Origin of the sequence: Alcaligenes sp. SJTW-7, assembly GCF_047716895.1 — a bacterium.
GTDB lineage: Bacteria > Pseudomonadota > Gammaproteobacteria > Burkholderiales > Burkholderiaceae_B > Alcaligenes > Alcaligenes ammonioxydans.
Genome location: NZ_CP136682.1, coordinates 2,537,418 through 2,552,647 on the forward strand (window position 1 = coordinate 2,537,418; position 15,230 = coordinate 2,552,647).

The following is a 15,230-nucleotide window of genomic DNA, read 5'->3' on the forward strand; positions in this document are numbered from 1 at the left end:
GCATTTAGTTTACTGCCTGTTTCCCCCCTCCAGTGTGGGCGTTCAAACAACATTACAATAGACCATCTTTTTCGATTGTCGGACCAGGATTACATGCGCACAGACACCTTACCCACGATCTCCCGCCACGATTACCAGCCCTACCCCTATCAGATAGATCAGGTTCGGCTGGAGTTTGACTTGGCGGCCGAGCAAACCCTGGTTCGGCTGGCTTTTCGAGCCCGCAGCCGGGACGGCCAGATTCAACCTCTGGTACTGGATGGCGAGGACATTGAACTGCTGGAAGTCAGTCTTGACGGCAACTTGGTGTCCCCTCAGGATTACCTGCTCAATGATCAGGGCCTGACCCTGTCGCCCCCAGCAGCAGAGTTTGATCTGGTCCTGGTCAGCCGTTGTCGCCCGCAAGAAAACACCATGCTGATGGGCCTGTATGTATCGGGCAACAGCCTGTTTACCCAATGTGAAGCCCAGGGCTTTCGACGCATCACCTTCTTTCCCGATCGCCCTGATGTGATGTCCCGTTATGAAGTGGTACTGCGCGGCGATGCCACGCTCTACCCCTATTTGCTCTCCAATGGCAATTTGCTTGAAAGCACCACCTTGGACGATGGCCGTAAGCAGGCAGTATGGGAAGACCCCTTTCCCAAGCCCTCTTATTTATTTGCCCTGGTCGCCGGCGACTTTGATGTACGCGAGCGCGAAATCAAAAAAGCCAATGGCCAGCCTGCCCTGTTGCAGGTTTATTGCGATCGTGGAGACGGCGATAAAACAGAGTGGGCCATGCAATGCCTGGAGCACTCAGTACGATGGGATGAGCAACGCTTTGGCCTGGCGCTGGATCTGGACCGTTTCATGATCGTGGCCGCCCGCGACTTCAATATGGGCGCCATGGAAAACAAAGGCCTGAACATCTTTAATTCCGCCTATGTGCTGGCCGATGCCGAAAGTACAACTGATGCATCCTTCCACGCCGTGGAGGCCGTCATTGGTCACGAGTATTTTCACAACTGGACCGGCAACCGCGTTACCTGCCGCGACTGGTTCCAGCTCTCCTTGAAAGAAGGCCTGACGGTTTTCCGTGACCAGGAATTTTCCGCCGACATGCTGGCTCAAGGCCTGGACGGCGCCCAAGCGGCCAGCGCCCGCGCTGTCAAACGGATTGATGATGTCAGTGTGCTGCGTGCTGCTCAGTTCCCCGAGGATGCCGGCCCGATGGCCCACCCCATCCGACCCGAGAGCTATCAGGAAATCAGCAACTTCTACACGGCCACGATTTACGAGAAAGGCGCTGAAGTCATTCGTATGCAGCACACGCTGCTGGGCGAGGACAATTTCCAGGCGGGCATTCGGGAGTACTTCAAACGCCATGATGGGCAGGCCGTCACCTGCGATGAGTTCGTGGACTGCATGGACAGCGTCTATCGTCAGGTCAAGCCAGGCCAAAGCCTGGATCAGTTCCGCCGCTGGTATCAGCAGGCAGGCACACCCCGCGTGCAGGTCAGCCTGACTCATGACGCAGCCAAACAGACTGCCACCCTGACTCTGCGCCAAAGCAATGCCCCCGCCGGGATCGAGGACAAGGCCGCGGTCAAACCGCCCTTGCACATCCCTTTTGCCCTGGGAATGCTCGATCAGCACGGCCAGCCGCTCAGCCTGCACCTGGATGGGCAAAAGGGCGAAACGCTGGTCCTGGACTTTACCGAGGCCGAGCAAAGCTGGACCTTTACGCACATCCCTGAAGCACCGGTCCTGTCCTTGCTGCGCAACTTCTCGGCTCCAGTCAAGGTGGACTATTACCGTCCGGACGCCGAACTGGCCTTGCTGGCCCGTCACGACACCGACCCCTTTGCCCGCTGGGAAGCAGCTCAGTTGCTGGCAACCCGCCTGATTCTGTCCTCAGCATCCGGACGCACTCCTTCGGCGGCACAACAGGCCACCGTGGTGCAGACCTGGCACGCTCTGGTGCAAGATCCTGCGCTGAGCCCGGCCTACAAGGCCCGCATTCTGTCCCTGCCCAGCGAGCGCGAACTGCTGGAACAGACCCAGCCCATGACCCCGCGCGCAATCGTTCAGGCCCGCCGTCAACTACAACGCGAACTGGGACTGGCCCTGACGCCCTACTGGCAAGAGCTCTATCAGTTCCTGAGCCTGGAGCAAGCTCCCTACAGCCCCGACGCGCTGCAAGCCGGTCAGCGCTCCTTGCGCAATCTTGCCTTGAATTATTTACTGGTCGCGGGAGTGAGCACTGGCCCGCAACTGGCGCGCAACCAGTACGATCTGGCGACCAACATGACTGATCGTCTGGGCGCGCTCAGCGCCCTGGTGAACTATGGCGACCCAGAAGATCGCCAGGACGGCCTGGACGACTTTTTCCAGCGCTGGCAGGACAATCCTCTGGTGTTGGATCGCTGGTTCAGCCTGCAAGCTACCGCCCCAAGCACTCAGGTCGCCCAGGTACGGGCTCTGATGTTGCATCCAGCTTTCTCGATGCGCAATCCCAACCGCGCACGCTCGCTGATTTTTCAGTTCTGCATGAATAATATGCAGGCCATACATACCCCGGAAGGCTATGCCTTCTGGGCTGAACAAGTGATTGCTCTGGATAAGCTCAACCCGGAAATCTCTGCCCGTCTGGCTCGGGTCTTTGATAACTGGGCCCGCTTTGAACCCCAAGCCCGCGACCCGCTCAAAGCAGCGCTGGAGCGCATTCAGGCTGAGCCCGGCCTGTCGGGCAATGTGGCTGAAATCGTAAATAAAGCATTAACTCTTTGACCTCGGAGTCTGTCTTGAAGAAAAACCTTACTCAGTATCTGGTAGAGCAACAACGCCAGAAAAAAACGGTCACCGCCGATGTGCGCCTGCTGCTCGAGACCGTCGCTCGCGCCTGCAAGGCCATCGGTCATGCCGTCAGCAAAGGAGCGCTGGGCGGCGTTCTGGGCTCTCTGGACTCCGAGAACGTCCAGGGCGAGGTGCAGAAGAAACTGGATGTACTGTCCAATGAAATCCTGCTGGAAGCCAATGAATGGGGCGGCAACCTGGCGGCCATGGCCTCCGAGGAAATGGACACCCTGCACCGCATTCCCGACTACTACCCCAAGGGCGAAAACCTGCTCTTGTTCGATCCGCTGGATGGCTCGTCCAACATCGACGTGAACGTCTCCATTGGCACCATTTTCTCGGTGCTGAGCGTACCGCCCGAAGCACGTGACCGCGTGATCGAAGAGCAGGACTTCCTGCAACCCGGCGTGCGTCAGGTGGCCGCCGGTTATGCTATTTACGGCCCACAAACCATGCTGGTGCTGACGGTAGGTGATGGCGTGGCCGCCTTCACGCTGGACAAGGAAATGGGCTCCTGGGTGCTGACCACCGAGCGCATCACCATCCCTGAGGACACCTCGGAATTTGCCATCAACATGTCCAATATGCGTCACTGGGAAGCCCCGGTAAAACGCTATATCGACGACTGCCTGGCGGGTCCCGAAGGCCCGCTGGGCAAGAACTACAATATGCGCTGGATTGCCTCCATGGTGGCAGACGTCCATCGTATCCTGACCCGCGGTGGCATCTTCATGTACCCACGCGATGCGCGCGCCTCCGGTCGCAAAGGCAAGCTGCGTTTGATGTACGAAGCCAATCCCATGAGCTTCCTGGTCGAGCAGGCCGGTGGCATGTCGATTGACGGCACCCAGCGCATTCTGGACGTACAGCCTACCGAACTGCACCAGCGTATTGGTGTGATTCTGGGTTCACGCAACGAAGTCGAGCGCGTGCGTCAGTATCACGAGCAAGGCTGATTCCAGACCGATGAGTATCGGCAGCCACCTCGCTGCCAGATGACAATGGCCTCCTTAGCGGAGGCCATTTTTTTTAGCGCTTCTTATACGACAAGGCTGTCGGGTTTACAGCAAGACAGGGCGGTCAAGCTGCCTTGTGCCCTCGCGGCAAGCAGAATAAAGCCGATACAAAACGAGGCTGTGCACCTGAAAACCCGGACGGCTTGTCTTAACGCGACCACGCACTACAATCCTGGCCCGCGTCAATCCAGGGTCAAGACCGTGGAACCGGTCGTGCGGCGTCCCGCCAGGGCTTCATGAGCCTGAGCCACCTGATCCAGCGGGAAGCGCTGACCAATCAATGGCTTGATCTTGCCTTGCAGTACCAGCTCGAACATCTCATCGGCAGCAGCCTGCATGGTTTCCTGTGTCGGCACATAAGCACCCAGCACAGGGCGAGTCACATACAGGGAACCCTTGGATGCCAGCGTCGCCAGATTCACGCCTGTCACCGGGCCGGAGGCATTGCCAAAACTGACCATCAAGCCGCGTGGCTGCAAGCAGTCCAGCGAGCGCTCCCAGGTATCCTTGCCCACGCCGTCATACACAACAGGTACTTTCTGGCCATTGGTCAATTCCAGCACGCGCTGCACCACGTCTTCGTGGGAATAATCAATCACTTCCCAAGCGCCATTTTCTTTCGCCAAAGCGGCTTTCTCGGGACTGGAAACCGTACCAATCAACTTCACGCCCAAGGCACGCGCCCACTGGCAGGCGTACAAACCAACGCCACCGGCCGCCGCATGAAACAGAATCGTCTGGCCTTCGTGCACGCGATAGGTCTGGCGCAGCAAATACCAGCAGGTCAGACCTTTCAGCATCATGGCTGCAGCCTGCTCAAACGTGATTCCATCAGGAATACGCACGACTCGATCGGCAGGCACGTTACGTGCCTCGGCATACGCTCCCAAGGGGCTTTGACCGTAAGCAACACGATCGCCCACTTTCAGGTGCGTCACCCCCTCCCCGACCGCCTCAACAATGCCGGAGGCCTCAAAACCCAAGCCATGTGGCAACGGGCTGCTATAGAGACCATTACGGAAATAAATATCGATAAAGTTCAAACCCACCGCCTTTTGGCGTATGGTGACTTCCTTTTCCTGCGGGGCAGGCAAGGCTACCGAAGCCCACTGCAATACTTCAGGGCCGCCATTACGTTCAATCCGTATCGCCTTGACCATCTGGGTCATTGTTTTACTCCTTTGATGAGGGGCCCTTGGCAATGTCTTAGAATAATGCCTTGCACCGATTGCCTGCCCCGCTCGCCCTATCACTGGCTGACATAAAACACCAGAATAGCCTAAATTGACTTCTTTTTTTCTGGGATCGCTATCCATGACGCATGGACGTGCCCTGGCTGCCATACATGTGGCGGCCGTTCTGTTCGGACTGACCGGTATTTTTGGTGAACTGATCCAGGTCGGCGCCATGCTGATTACCGCAGGCCGAGCCAGCTTTGCGGTTCTGGCCTTGTTTATCAGCATCCGCTCGCAAGGGCGCGGTTTGGGTCAGGGCATGAAAGCAGCGGACTTTCGTACCTTGCTCCTGGCCTCCATCATGCTGGCCATTCACTGGGCCACTTTTTTTGTGGCCGTCAAAGTGGGCGGTGTGGCCATTGCCACCCTGGGCTTTGCCAGCTTCCCGGCCTTCATTACCTTGTGTGAATGGGCCGTGCTGCGCGAGCGCGTTACCGTATCGGAATGGGTCATTCTGGCCCTAGTCACCTTGGGCTTGTTATTGGTTACCCCATCTTTCGACTTCCAGGACCAATCCACTATTGGCCTGGCCTGGGCGGTTGCCTCGGGCTTTACCTTTGCCATGTTCACCTTGATTAACCGCCGTGCGGCCAAGCACCTGTCGGCACAACAAGTGGCCTGGTGGGAAAACCTGTTTGTCGCCCTGATGTGCTGGCCCTTCGCCCTGCCACTGCTGGGCGACAGTACTTGGATGGACTGGGTATGGATTGCGCTGCTGGGGGTGTTTTGTACGGCTTTGTCGCACTACCTGCTGGTCTCTGCGCTCACCGTGCTGAATGCCCGCAGCGCCGGGATTGTGATCGCCCTGGAGCCTGTCTATGCCATCGCCTTTGCGGCACTGCTTTTTGCTCAATACCCCAGCAGCCGTGCGCTGCTGGGCGGTGCCATCATGATTGGCGCCATCACTTGGGCAGGCTTGCGCCCACCCAAGTCCCGCTAATGGTCTAGGCCATCGCCTCCAGAACCTGGGCAATGGCGGCACCGACTTCTGCGGTGCTGGCCTGCCCACCCAGATCCGGCGTACGTGGGCCATTGGCCAGAACCTGCTCGATGGCTTGCACCACTTCGGCGGCTGCCTGGGGGTAGCCCAGGAAATCCAGCATCAAGGCACCACTCCAGATCTGACCGACCGGGTTGGCAATGCCTTTGCCGTAGATATCCGGTGCCGAGCCGTGTACGGGCTCAAACAAGGATGGGAACACGCGCTCGGGATTCAGGTTGGCCGACGGCGCAATGCCAATGGTGCCGGTACATGCCGGGCCCAGATCGGACAAGATGTCGCCAAACAGGTTGGAAGCCACCACCACATCAAACCAGTCCGGGTGCTGCACAAAGTGCGCACACAGAATATCGATGTGATACTTGTCCCACTTCACGTCAGGGTAGTGCTCGCCCATGGCGGCCACGCGCGAATCCCACCACGGCATGGAGATCGAAATACCGTTGGATTTGGTCGCCGCAGTAACGTGTTTACCGCGTTTTTTTGCCAGTTCAAAAGCGAACTTCAAGACACGGTCTGTACCGGTACGGGTAAACACACTTTCCTGAATCACCACCTCGCGCTGCGTGCCTTCAAACATGATGCCGCCGCTATTGGAGTACTCGCCTTCGGTATTCTCGCGCACGATAAAGAAATCAATATCGCCAGGCTCACGACCTGCCAGCGGCGAACGCACGCCGGGCATCAAGCGCACCGGGCGCAAGTTGATGTACTGGTCAAATTCACGACGGAACTTGAACAGGGACTCCCACAGGGAAACATGATCCGGCACCAGATCGGGCCACCCCATTGCGCCAAAGAAAATGGCCTCGGTATCCATTAGTTGGGCTTTCCAGTCCGAGGGCATCATGACACCATGCTTCTGGTAATAGTCCGAGCTCCAGTCCAGCACCTTCCAATCAAAATTGATGGCGTGACGACGAGCGACCACCTCCAAAATACGCAGCCCTTCTGGCATGACTTCCTTGCCGATCCCATCTCCCGCGATCACGGCAATACGATGAACGTTACTCATTCCTCTTTCCTTGTGGTTTTACATGGCCGCAACGGCCTTATTCTGACAAGATGCTGCCCCGCTCAGGAAACAGCAAGCGGCCTGCCCGCGTCCCCGGTGCTGGCAGGCTGACCGAAACTGAAAATGCTTAATACCCCAGCGTGTGATCGACTTGCCCTGAAGCAGGCTTGCCTTGCTGCAACAGCACGATACGCGAGCCGATCTGCTCCAAGGCCAGGTCACGCACGGTGATGCCCGAGATATGCGGCGTAACCATCACAGAGGCAATACCCCAGTAGGGATGATCAGCCGGCAAGGGCTCCTGGGTAAACGCATCGAGCAAGGCGCCAGACAAATGGCCACTTTGAAGTGCTTCCACCACGTCAGCATCCACCAGATGCCCACCACGAGCCACATTGATCAAAAAGCCGCCCGGCTGCAGATGCGACAGAAGCTCGCGATTGATCAGACCTTCGGTTTGCGCAGTCAAGGGCAACGCATTGACCAGAATACGACTGGCCGAGACACAGTCTTTCAGCCCCTGATCACCGGCATAGCAAGGGAAATCCGCTTCACGCAGCCGACGGGACCAACCCTGTACGGGATAACCCAGACTGGCGATCACCTGGGCTATCTTGCTGCCAATCGCCCCCAATCCCAGCACCGCGACCGGCCACTGGCGACGATCAATCGGGCGATACGCCTTCCACGTACCCTTTCGCGCTTGCTCCTCATAAGGCGTGAAACGACCCACAGCACGCAAAACACCGTACAAGGCATATTCCGCCATTTGCTCGGCCATGCCAGCATCTTCAAGGCGATATAAGGGCATGCCAGCCGGAATAGAACCGGCCACTGCGTCCACGCCCGCGCCCAGATTAAACGTAGCGCGTAAGTCGGGCTCCTGCTGAAACAGGATCGGGTCCGGTTGCCACACCACGGCGTAAGTCGCACCCGTGCTGGGCTGTCCGGGGACGAACTCATCAACCTTCCAATCGGGATAGGCGTTGCGAAACTCCTGCGCCCACCGAGCGGTTTCAGTTGACCGCGCCGTAGCGATGATCAAATGAGGCTGTGATACTGGCATTAACGCTTCCCCCCGAACAAAGATCCCAACACCCCACGCAGCACTTTGGTCGCGGCCCGTTTGGTTTCCGTTTTGATCATGCTCTGCACCAAACCATCCTTTTTGCCACCTCGTGGCCCGGTTGATCCAAACAGAAAATCATTGACCACACCCATCAGCCCTTCGTCCTTGACTGCTGGGCCACCGGCTTGTGTTGCTCCAGCCGCCCCATTGGCAGCCGCATCCGCCGCCTTTTTCGCCAGCACCTCGTACGCCGATTCCCGGTCAATGGCCTGGTCATACTTCAAGCCGAGCAAGGAGGCCTGACGCACCATCTGTCGCTCAGCCTCCGTAGCCGGGCCAATCCGACTGCCCGGCGCCACCAGCCAGGCGCGCTCGGTAGGTGTGGGAATACCCTTGGCATCGAGCATGGATACCAGCGCCTCGCCCACACCCAGCTCGGTAATGGCCGCCTCAATGTCCAGGCCGGGATTGGGACGCATGGTTTGCGCCGCTGTTTTGACCGCCTTCTGATCGCGTGGGGTAAAAGCGCGCAAAGCATGTTGAACCCGATTGCCCAGTTGACCCAATACCGTGTCGGGAATATCCAGCGGGTTTTGCGTCACGAAATAAATACCTACCCCTTTGGAGCGGATCAGGCGCACCACCTGCTCGACTTTCTCCAGCAAGGCCTTTGGCGCGCCGGTAAACAATAAGTGGGCTTCATCAAAAAAGAACACCAGACGAGGCTTGTCCAGATCCCCCACCTCCGGCAGGCGCTCGTACAAATCAGCCAGCATCCAGAGCAGAAACACCGCGTACAAGCGCGGCGACTGCATCAGCTTGTCGGCAGCCAGTACATTGATCATGCCGCGCCCGGAGGCATCGGTACGAATCCAGTCCATGACATCCAGAGCAGGTTCGCCAAAGAAACGATCCGCCCCCTGGGTTTCCAGACGCAGCAAGGCGCGCTGGATGGCTCCGACACTGGCCGCGGCAATATTGCCGTACTGGCTGCGCAGTTGGGCCGCACGATCCGACACATCCTGCAGCAAAGCCCGCAAATCTTTCAAATCCAGAATCAGCTGCCCCTCGTCGTCGGCCACACGAAACACGATATTCAGAATGCCTTCCTGGGTATCGTTCAATTCCAGAATCCGGGAGAGCAGTAACGGCCCCATGTCGGAGATCGTGGCGCGAACCGGATGGCCCTGTTCGCCAAAGATGTCCCAGAAGGTGACCGGGTTTGCCCCCCAGACCGGCTCTGGCAGGCCCAGCCGCTGCAGGCGCTCCTGCAGTTTGGGGTTGGCTTGTGCTGCCTGGGATATGCCGCTCAGGTCGCCTTTGGCATCGGCCAGGAAAACGGGCGTTCCCAGCCGGGAGAAGGCTTCGGCCAACACTTGCAAGGTGACGGTCTTGCCGGTCCCGGTGGCGCCCGTAATGCAACCGTGACGGTTGGCCAGCGCAGGCAGCAGATAGACGGGAGTATGGCTGTTTTGAGCAAGCAAAATCGGATCGGCCATGATTGTTTGTTCTCTTCCAGATAGAATGCCAAGTGCCTAGATTCTAGCGACTTTCACCCAAGCTCGGGCCTTGTCGCCCAGACAGGTTAAAATAGATCTGTTTTTCTTTGAACGTAGTCTACTGAATTGGTAATACTTTATGGCCGGACATAGTAAATGGGCGAATATTCAGCACCGTAAGGGTCGTCAGGACGCAAAACGGGGCAAACTTTGGACCAAGATCATTCGTGAGGTCACCGTGGCCGCACGTACCGGCGGCCCTGACCCCGAGTCCAACCCACGTTTGCGCATGGCCTGGGACAAGGCAACCGCAGCCAATATGCCCAAAGACAATATCCTGCGTGCCATCCAGCGCGGCGCAGGCGGCGCGGATGATGCCAACTACGAAGAAATTCGCTACGAGGGCTATGGCATTAACGGTGCTGCCGTGATCGTGGACTGCATGACCGACAATCGTCAGCGCACCGTCTCGGATGTGCGTCACGCCTTTACCAAAAATGGCGGCAATCTGGGTCTGGACGGCTCGGTGGTGTTTCAATTCCGCCACTGCGGCCAGTTCCTGTTCGCCCCGGGCACCTCGGAGGACACCATCATGGAAATCGGCCTGGAGGCCGGTGCCGACGATATCGTCACGGACGAAGAGGGCCTGATTGAAGTGCTGTGCGCTCCCTCGGACTACCCGGCTGTGCAGGCTGCCTTTCAGGCCGCAGGCCTGACGCCTGAGGTCGAAGGCGTGGTCATGAAGGCGCTGAATGAAACCGAACTGAGCGGCGAGGACGCCGCCAAAATGCAAAAACTTCTGGACGCACTGGAAGGCCTGGACGATGTTCAAGAGGTCTACACCACCGCCGTCATGGACGAAGCCGAATAAGCCATTTCTGTAACCTCCTCTTTGCGGGCCCTGCCCGACTCATCACTATGAAGCTACTTGTTGTCGGCAGCGGCGGCCGTGAACACGCCTTGGCATGGCGCCTGGCCCAATCCGCACGTGTGCAGACTGTCTACGTTGCCCCTGGCAATGGCGGCACTGCGCGTGCCGAACGTATTGAAAACCTGGCCATCACCGATATCCAGGAACTGATTGCCTTTGTGAAGCAAGAGAAAATTGCCTTCACCGTCGTCGGCCCGGAGGCCCCGCTGGCAGCCGGTATCGTGGACGCTTTCCGGGCGGCCGGCCTGAAGATCTTCGGCCCCACCCAGGCAGCAGCCCAGTTGGAAAGTTCCAAAGACTACGCCAAGGCCTTTATGGTGCGTCACAACATTCCAACGGCGGCCTACGCCACCTTTACCGACCCCGAGGCGGCCAAGGATTACATCCGCCAGCAAGGCGCTCCGATTGTGGTCAAGGCCGATGGCTTGGCCGCCGGCAAGGGCGTAATCGTGGCCACCACGCTGGAAGAAGCGCTGGGTGCGATTGACGACATCCTCGGTGATGGCCGCTTTGGTGCTGCCGGTGCCCGCGTCGTGGTGGAAGAATGCCTGACCGGCGAGGAAGCCAGCTTCATCGTGATGTGTGACGGCAAAAATGTGCTGCCCATGGCGACCAGCCAGGACCACAAGCGTTTGAAAGATGGCGACCAAGGCCCCAACACCGGCGGGATGGGCGCGTACTCGCCTGCGCCTATCGTCAGCCCCACGCTGCACAACCGCATCATGCGCGAAGTCATTCACCCCACCATGCAGGGAATGGCCAAGGAAGGCCTGCCCTACTCCGGCTTCCTTTATGCCGGCGTCATGATTGGCGATGGCCCGGATGCCACCCGTCCCATCAAGGTACTGGAATTCAACTGCCGCATGGGCGATCCTGAAACCCAGCCCATCATGATGCGCATCAAGAGCGATCTGACCGAAACCTTCGAGCTGGCTCTGGCCGGCAAGCTGGACGAAGCCACGATTGAATGGGATCGTCGTACTGCTATTGGTGTGGTTCTGGCCGCGGCCAACTACCCCGAAGAACCCCGCACGGGCGATGTCATCACCCAGTTTGCCAACGATACCGACGAGTGCATCACTTTCCACGCTGGCACCCAGATGAAGGACGGCGTCGTGGTGACCACGGGCGGCCGTGTGCTCTGCGTGACCGCAATGGCCGATTCCATCCGTCGTGCCCAGGAAGCAGCCTACCAGGCCATTTCCCAGACTCATTTTGACGGCAAACAATTTCGCACCGATATTGGCTGGCGCGCCCTGCCCAGCAGCGAAACCTGATTTACGCAGCAAGGTCTTTCCATGTCTTTACCCATTGATACCGTCCAGGCTTATTTCCGTCAGTTGCAAAGCCACATCGTGGACACCCTGGAGCAATTGGACGGCACGCCCTTCGAGTCGGACCAATGGGATCGTCCAGAAGGCGGGGGCGGCTTGTCCCGCCTGCTGGAGAACGGCCCCGTGTTCGAACGGGCAGCCGTTTTGTTCAGCCACGTCAAGGGGCATACCCTGCCCCCCTCGGCCAGTGCTCACCGTCCAGAGCTGGCCGGTCGCCCCTGGGAGGCCATGGGGGTATCGCTGGTGATTCACCCGCGCAACCCCTTTGTGCCCACCACGCACATGAACGTGCGTATGTTTGTGGCTCAGGCCCAGACAGCGGACCAGGCCGATGTGTTCTGGTTTGGCGGCGGTATGGACTTGACGCCCTACTACCTGAACGAGGACGATGCCCGTCATTTCCATCAGGTCTGCCACGACGCCCTGGCCCCACATGGTGAGGATTACTATCCGCGCTACAAGCGCTGGTGCGACGAGTATTTCTATCTGAAGCATCGCAACGAAACCCGCGGTATTGGCGGCATTTTCTACGATGACCTGAACGAGCCCGGCTTTGAGGCCAGCTTCGCACTGACGCGCTCGGTAGGCAATGCCTTTACCGACGCCTACGTACCCATAGTGCGTGCCCGCATGGATCACGCTTATACACCAGCGCACCGGGACTTCCAGGCCATACGCCGTGGGCGCTACGTCGAGTTCAATCTGGTGTTTGACCGGGGCACCCTCTTTGGTCTGCAGTCGGGAGGACGTACTGAATCCATCCTGCTGTCCATGCCTCCTCAAGCAAACTGGCGCTACAACTGGTCGCCCGAACCGGGCACGCCGGAAGCGGCCCTGGCGCAATATCTGGTGCCGCGCGAATGGATTTAAAGCGTGTAGGGCTTCTGGGAGGCAGTTTTGATCCCATCCACAAGGCTCACGTCGCGCTGGCGCTCGCCGCGCTTGAGCAATTGCAGCTGGATCAGGTACAGCTTCTGCCTGCCGCCCAGCCCTGGCAACGCGATGCGCTGGGCGCCAGCGCCCAGGATCGTCTGGCCATGGCGGAACTGGCGGCGCAAGGCCACTCCGGCTTGCGGGTGAACCCGGTAGAGATCGAACGCGGCGGCCCCACCTACACCATAGACACCGTGCGCCAGTTGCCTGCCGGAACACGGTTTTTCTGGATTTTAGGCAGCGATCAGTTGCATAATTTTTGCAGCTGGAACGACTGGCAGGAAATTCTCGAGCACGTCGAACTGGCTGTTGCCCAGCGCCCTGGCAGCCCCTTGGAAACGCCCGCGGCCTTGCAGCAGGAACTGAGCCGGCTTCAACGCCGTTTACATCAGATCGACTTTCTTCCCATGGATGTCTCGGCGACCCAGATTCGGGAGCGAGTGCAGCGTGGTGACAACATCACAGCCCTGGTCCCGGAAAAAGTCGCTCAATACATTGACAAAAAACGGCTCTATCTTTCCCACCCACAGGCGCGCCCTGTATAGTTCTTTTTATGAATATAGAAACACTTCAACGACTCGTCATCGATGCCCTCGAGGACGTCAAAGCTCAAGACATCAAGGTCTTTAGCACAACCCACATGACCGGCCTGTTCGATCGTGTGGTCATCGCCAGTGGTACGTCCAACCGGCAAACTCGCGCTCTGGCCCAGAGCGTTTCTGATAAAGCACGTCAAAACAAAGTCGAAGTCCTGGCGCATGAAGGCGAGGACACCGGTGAATGGGTGCTGCTGGACTTGGGTGACATCGTGGTGCATTGCATGCAACCCGCCATCCGCCAGTACTACAACCTGGAAGAACTGTGGGGCGAGCGCCCCGTCGAAGTGGAGCTGCTGCCGCAATCGCGTCAGGTCCCACCGGCTGGCTTCTTCGCCAGCGCTGCCGACGACGAAGACTAAGCCCCCCCTCCGCCCTTTCCCGGCGGTACTCAGGCCGCAACCAAGCTTGCGGCCTTTTTATTGCCGGGCCGCTCCCAAAGCTCGGCGCCTGCGGTAAAAAATGTCCCCTGGCGAATCCAAGCGGCTTGCTGGCCGCGAGGTGGAGCGCAAACCGAAGGCGCAGCGTGAGGGCTTTTTACCGCCGGGCCGCCCCAAGGTAACAAGCGCCCCGTCGGGAGAAGCAAGCCGAAGGCGTAGCGTGGGGGCCCTTTTTTCCTTCATTTCTTTTTTGTTTCTTCTGACGACGTTTCATGAAACTCATTGTCATCGCGGTAGGTCAGCGTATGCCCGACTGGGTGGAACAGGGCTGGCAGGAATATGCACGCCGCATGCCCCAGGACTGCGCCATAGAACTCCGGGAAATCAAGGCCGAACCCCGTACCAGCGGCAAAACGCCTGCCCAGATGATGCAGGCCGAGGCAAAACGTATTGAAGCGGCCATTCCCGCCCAGGCGATGCGCATTGCCCTGGACGAACGCGGCAAGGATCTGACCACCGTCAAACTGGCCCAGGAGCTGGAGCGTTGGCGCAATAGTGGTCAGGACATTGCGATTCTGGTGGGCGGCCCGGATGGCCTGGATTCGACCTTAAAGCAGAGCTGCCATGGCATGTTGCGTCTGTCCTCGCTAACGCTCCCCCATCCGCTGGTCCGCATCTTTCTGGCCGAACAACTGTATCGCGCCTGGTCCGTGATGACCGGGCACCCTTATCATCGCGCCTAAACCTATTTTTACTTCTGGTTCCTATGCCTTTTCAGCCCATCTACCTCGCTTCAGCCAGTCCTCGCCGCCACGACCTGCTCAACAGCATACAGATCACGCATGAGGTTCTGGCTGTTCCCAGCCCTCCCGGCGAGGACGAACCCCGTCTGGCACAAGAAACCGTACTGGAGTACGTACGTCGCACGGCTCGTGACAAGCTACAGCGGGCCCTGCAGTGGCGCGCGCAAAACAGCCAGCTGGATCAGGAGCGCGCCATTTTGAGCGCCGACACCACCGTGAGCATGGGCGAGGACATTTTTGGCAAACCCGCCGATCCGAGCGATGCGGCGCGTATCCTGCGCGAACTCTCGGGCCGCCGCCACAAAGTGACGACGGCCTTGTCACTGGGCGTAGGTGGAGTGGAATTTGAAAGCATCAGCATCAGTGAAGTCAGTTTCAAAACCTTGAGTGAGCAGGAAATCCAGGAATATTGCGCGGGCGGGGAACCGATGGGCAAGGCGGGTGCCTATGGTATTCAGGGTCTGGGCGGAGCGTTTGTCAGCCACCTGAGTGGCAGCTATACCGGTGTCATGGGACTGCCCGTCCATGAAACCTACCGCCTGCTGGAGCTGGCCAACCTGAAGCTGCGTACTTAAGTCCAG

General features: G+C 58.7%; 14 protein-coding genes. 10 read left to right on the forward strand and 4 right to left on the reverse strand.

All coding sequences use genetic code 11. From position 1 onward, the window contains the following. Positions 1–93 precede the first annotated feature (93 nt). Both pepN and RSQ48_RS11405 read left to right on the forward strand, forming a co-directional pair. Positions 94–2,772 (forward strand): aminopeptidase N, encoded by a 2,679-nt coding sequence (gene pepN, locus RSQ48_RS11400; protein ID WP_415301808.1) that lies wholly within the window; start codon positions 94–96, stop codon positions 2,770–2,772. Then, positions 2,769–3,794, forward strand: coding sequence for a class 1 fructose-bisphosphatase (locus RSQ48_RS11405; protein ID WP_003802856.1), 1,026 nt, complete (start codon positions 2,769–2,771; stop codon positions 3,792–3,794). The genes pepN and RSQ48_RS11405 overlap by 4 nt, the downstream gene beginning before the upstream one ends. Positions 3,795–4,036: 242 nt before the next feature. Here the strand turns inward: RSQ48_RS11405 and RSQ48_RS11410 are convergent, their stop codons facing one another. Then, positions 4,037–5,023 carry a quinone oxidoreductase family protein gene (locus RSQ48_RS11410; protein ID WP_039943629.1) on the reverse strand — a complete coding sequence of 329 codons (987 nt, stop codon included), beginning with the start codon at positions 5,021–5,023 and terminating at the stop codon, positions 4,037–4,039. Between the two features lie 145 nt (positions 5,024–5,168). Between RSQ48_RS11410 and RSQ48_RS11415 the strand changes: the two genes are divergently transcribed. Continuing rightward, positions 5,169–6,029 carry a DMT family transporter gene (locus RSQ48_RS11415; RefSeq protein WP_131070714.1) on the forward strand — a complete coding sequence of 287 codons (861 nt, stop codon included), beginning with the start codon at positions 5,169–5,171 and terminating at the stop codon, positions 6,027–6,029. 4 nt (positions 6,030–6,033) lie between these two features. Here RSQ48_RS11415 and RSQ48_RS11420 read toward each other — a convergent pair whose 3' ends face one another. The 3 genes from RSQ48_RS11420 to RSQ48_RS11430 form a co-directional block, all read right to left on the reverse strand. Further along, positions 6,034–7,104: a tartrate dehydrogenase gene (locus RSQ48_RS11420; RefSeq protein WP_059317973.1), complete on the reverse strand. Its 1,071-nt coding sequence runs from the start codon at positions 7,102–7,104 to the stop codon at positions 6,034–6,036. 127 nt (positions 7,105–7,231) lie between these two features. Then, complete coding sequence (locus tag RSQ48_RS11425) at positions 7,232–8,170, reverse strand: 2-hydroxyacid dehydrogenase (protein WP_131070715.1); 939 nt, start codon at positions 8,168–8,170, stop codon at positions 7,232–7,234. Continuing rightward, positions 8,170–9,672 carry a helicase HerA-like domain-containing protein gene (locus RSQ48_RS11430; RefSeq protein WP_003802846.1) on the reverse strand — a complete coding sequence of 501 codons (1,503 nt, stop codon included), beginning with the start codon at positions 9,670–9,672 and terminating at the stop codon, positions 8,170–8,172. The genes RSQ48_RS11425 and RSQ48_RS11430 overlap by 1 nt, the downstream gene beginning before the upstream one ends. A gap of 139 nt (positions 9,673–9,811) precedes the next feature. Between RSQ48_RS11430 and RSQ48_RS11435 the strand changes: the two genes are divergently transcribed. From RSQ48_RS11435 to RSQ48_RS11465, 7 genes are all read left to right on the forward strand, one after another. Then, a complete protein-coding gene (locus RSQ48_RS11435; RefSeq protein WP_003802844.1) occupies positions 9,812–10,543 on the forward strand; it encodes a YebC/PmpR family DNA-binding transcriptional regulator in 732 nt (243 codons plus the stop codon). Positions 10,544–10,590: 47 nt separating this feature from the next. Beyond that, complete coding sequence (gene purD / locus RSQ48_RS11440) at positions 10,591–11,880, forward strand: phosphoribosylamine--glycine ligase (protein WP_003802842.1); 1,290 nt, start codon at positions 10,591–10,593, stop codon at positions 11,878–11,880. Positions 11,881–11,901: 21 nt separating this feature from the next. After that, positions 11,902–12,807, forward strand: coding sequence for an oxygen-dependent coproporphyrinogen oxidase (hemF, locus tag RSQ48_RS11445; RefSeq protein WP_003802840.1), 906 nt, complete (start codon positions 11,902–11,904; stop codon positions 12,805–12,807). Further along, positions 12,798–13,415, forward strand: a complete 618-nt coding sequence (gene nadD, locus RSQ48_RS11450) for a nicotinate (nicotinamide) nucleotide adenylyltransferase (RefSeq protein WP_003802838.1) — start codon at positions 12,798–12,800, stop codon at positions 13,413–13,415. The genes hemF and nadD overlap by 10 nt, the downstream gene beginning before the upstream one ends. Positions 13,416–13,423: 8 nt before the next feature. Further along, on the forward strand, positions 13,424–13,828 hold the full coding sequence (rsfS, locus tag RSQ48_RS11455; RefSeq protein WP_039943627.1) for a ribosome silencing factor: 405 nt from the start codon (positions 13,424–13,426) through the stop codon (positions 13,826–13,828). Positions 13,829–14,118: 290 nt separating this feature from the next. Continuing rightward, entirely contained in the window at positions 14,119–14,589 is a 471-nt protein-coding gene (gene rlmH, locus RSQ48_RS11460; RefSeq protein WP_003802834.1) for a 23S rRNA (pseudouridine(1915)-N(3))-methyltransferase RlmH, read from the forward strand. A 23-nt stretch (positions 14,590–14,612) separates the two neighbouring features. Further along, on the forward strand, positions 14,613–15,224 hold the full coding sequence (locus RSQ48_RS11465) for a Maf family protein (protein WP_003802832.1): 612 nt from the start codon (positions 14,613–14,615) through the stop codon (positions 15,222–15,224). The last annotated feature ends 6 nt before the right edge of the window (positions 15,225–15,230 follow it).

Bases quoted from the DNA above. Each gene is read 5' to 3' on its own strand.
- pepN (WP_415301808.1), top strand. From the start codon at position 94: ATGCGCACAGACACCTTACCCACGATCTCCCGCCACGATTACCAGCCC.
- RSQ48_RS11410 (WP_039943629.1), bottom strand. From the start codon at position 5,023: ATGACCCAGATGGTCAAGGCGATACGGATTGAACGTAATGGCGGCCCT.
- RSQ48_RS11415 (WP_131070714.1), top strand. From the start codon at position 5,169: ATGACGCATGGACGTGCCCTGGCTGCCATACATGTGGCGGCCGTTCTG.
- RSQ48_RS11420 (WP_059317973.1), bottom strand. From the start codon at position 7,104: ATGAGTAACGTTCATCGTATTGCCGTGATCGCGGGAGATGGGATCGGC.
- RSQ48_RS11425 (WP_131070715.1), bottom strand. From the start codon at position 8,170: ATGCCAGTATCACAGCCTCATTTGATCATCGCTACGGCGCGGTCAACT.
- RSQ48_RS11430 (WP_003802846.1), bottom strand. From the start codon at position 9,672: ATGGCCGATCCGATTTTGCTTGCTCAAAACAGCCATACTCCCGTCTAT.
- RSQ48_RS11435 (WP_003802844.1), top strand. From the start codon at position 9,812: ATGGCCGGACATAGTAAATGGGCGAATATTCAGCACCGTAAGGGTCGT.
- purD (WP_003802842.1), top strand. From the start codon at position 10,591: ATGAAGCTACTTGTTGTCGGCAGCGGCGGCCGTGAACACGCCTTGGCA.
- hemF (WP_003802840.1), top strand. From the start codon at position 11,902: ATGTCTTTACCCATTGATACCGTCCAGGCTTATTTCCGTCAGTTGCAA.
- nadD (WP_003802838.1), top strand. From the start codon at position 12,798: ATGGATTTAAAGCGTGTAGGGCTTCTGGGAGGCAGTTTTGATCCCATC.
- rsfS (WP_039943627.1), top strand. From the start codon at position 13,424: ATGAATATAGAAACACTTCAACGACTCGTCATCGATGCCCTCGAGGAC.
- rlmH (WP_003802834.1), top strand. From the start codon at position 14,119: ATGAAACTCATTGTCATCGCGGTAGGTCAGCGTATGCCCGACTGGGTG.
- RSQ48_RS11465 (WP_003802832.1), top strand. From the start codon at position 14,613: ATGCCTTTTCAGCCCATCTACCTCGCTTCAGCCAGTCCTCGCCGCCAC.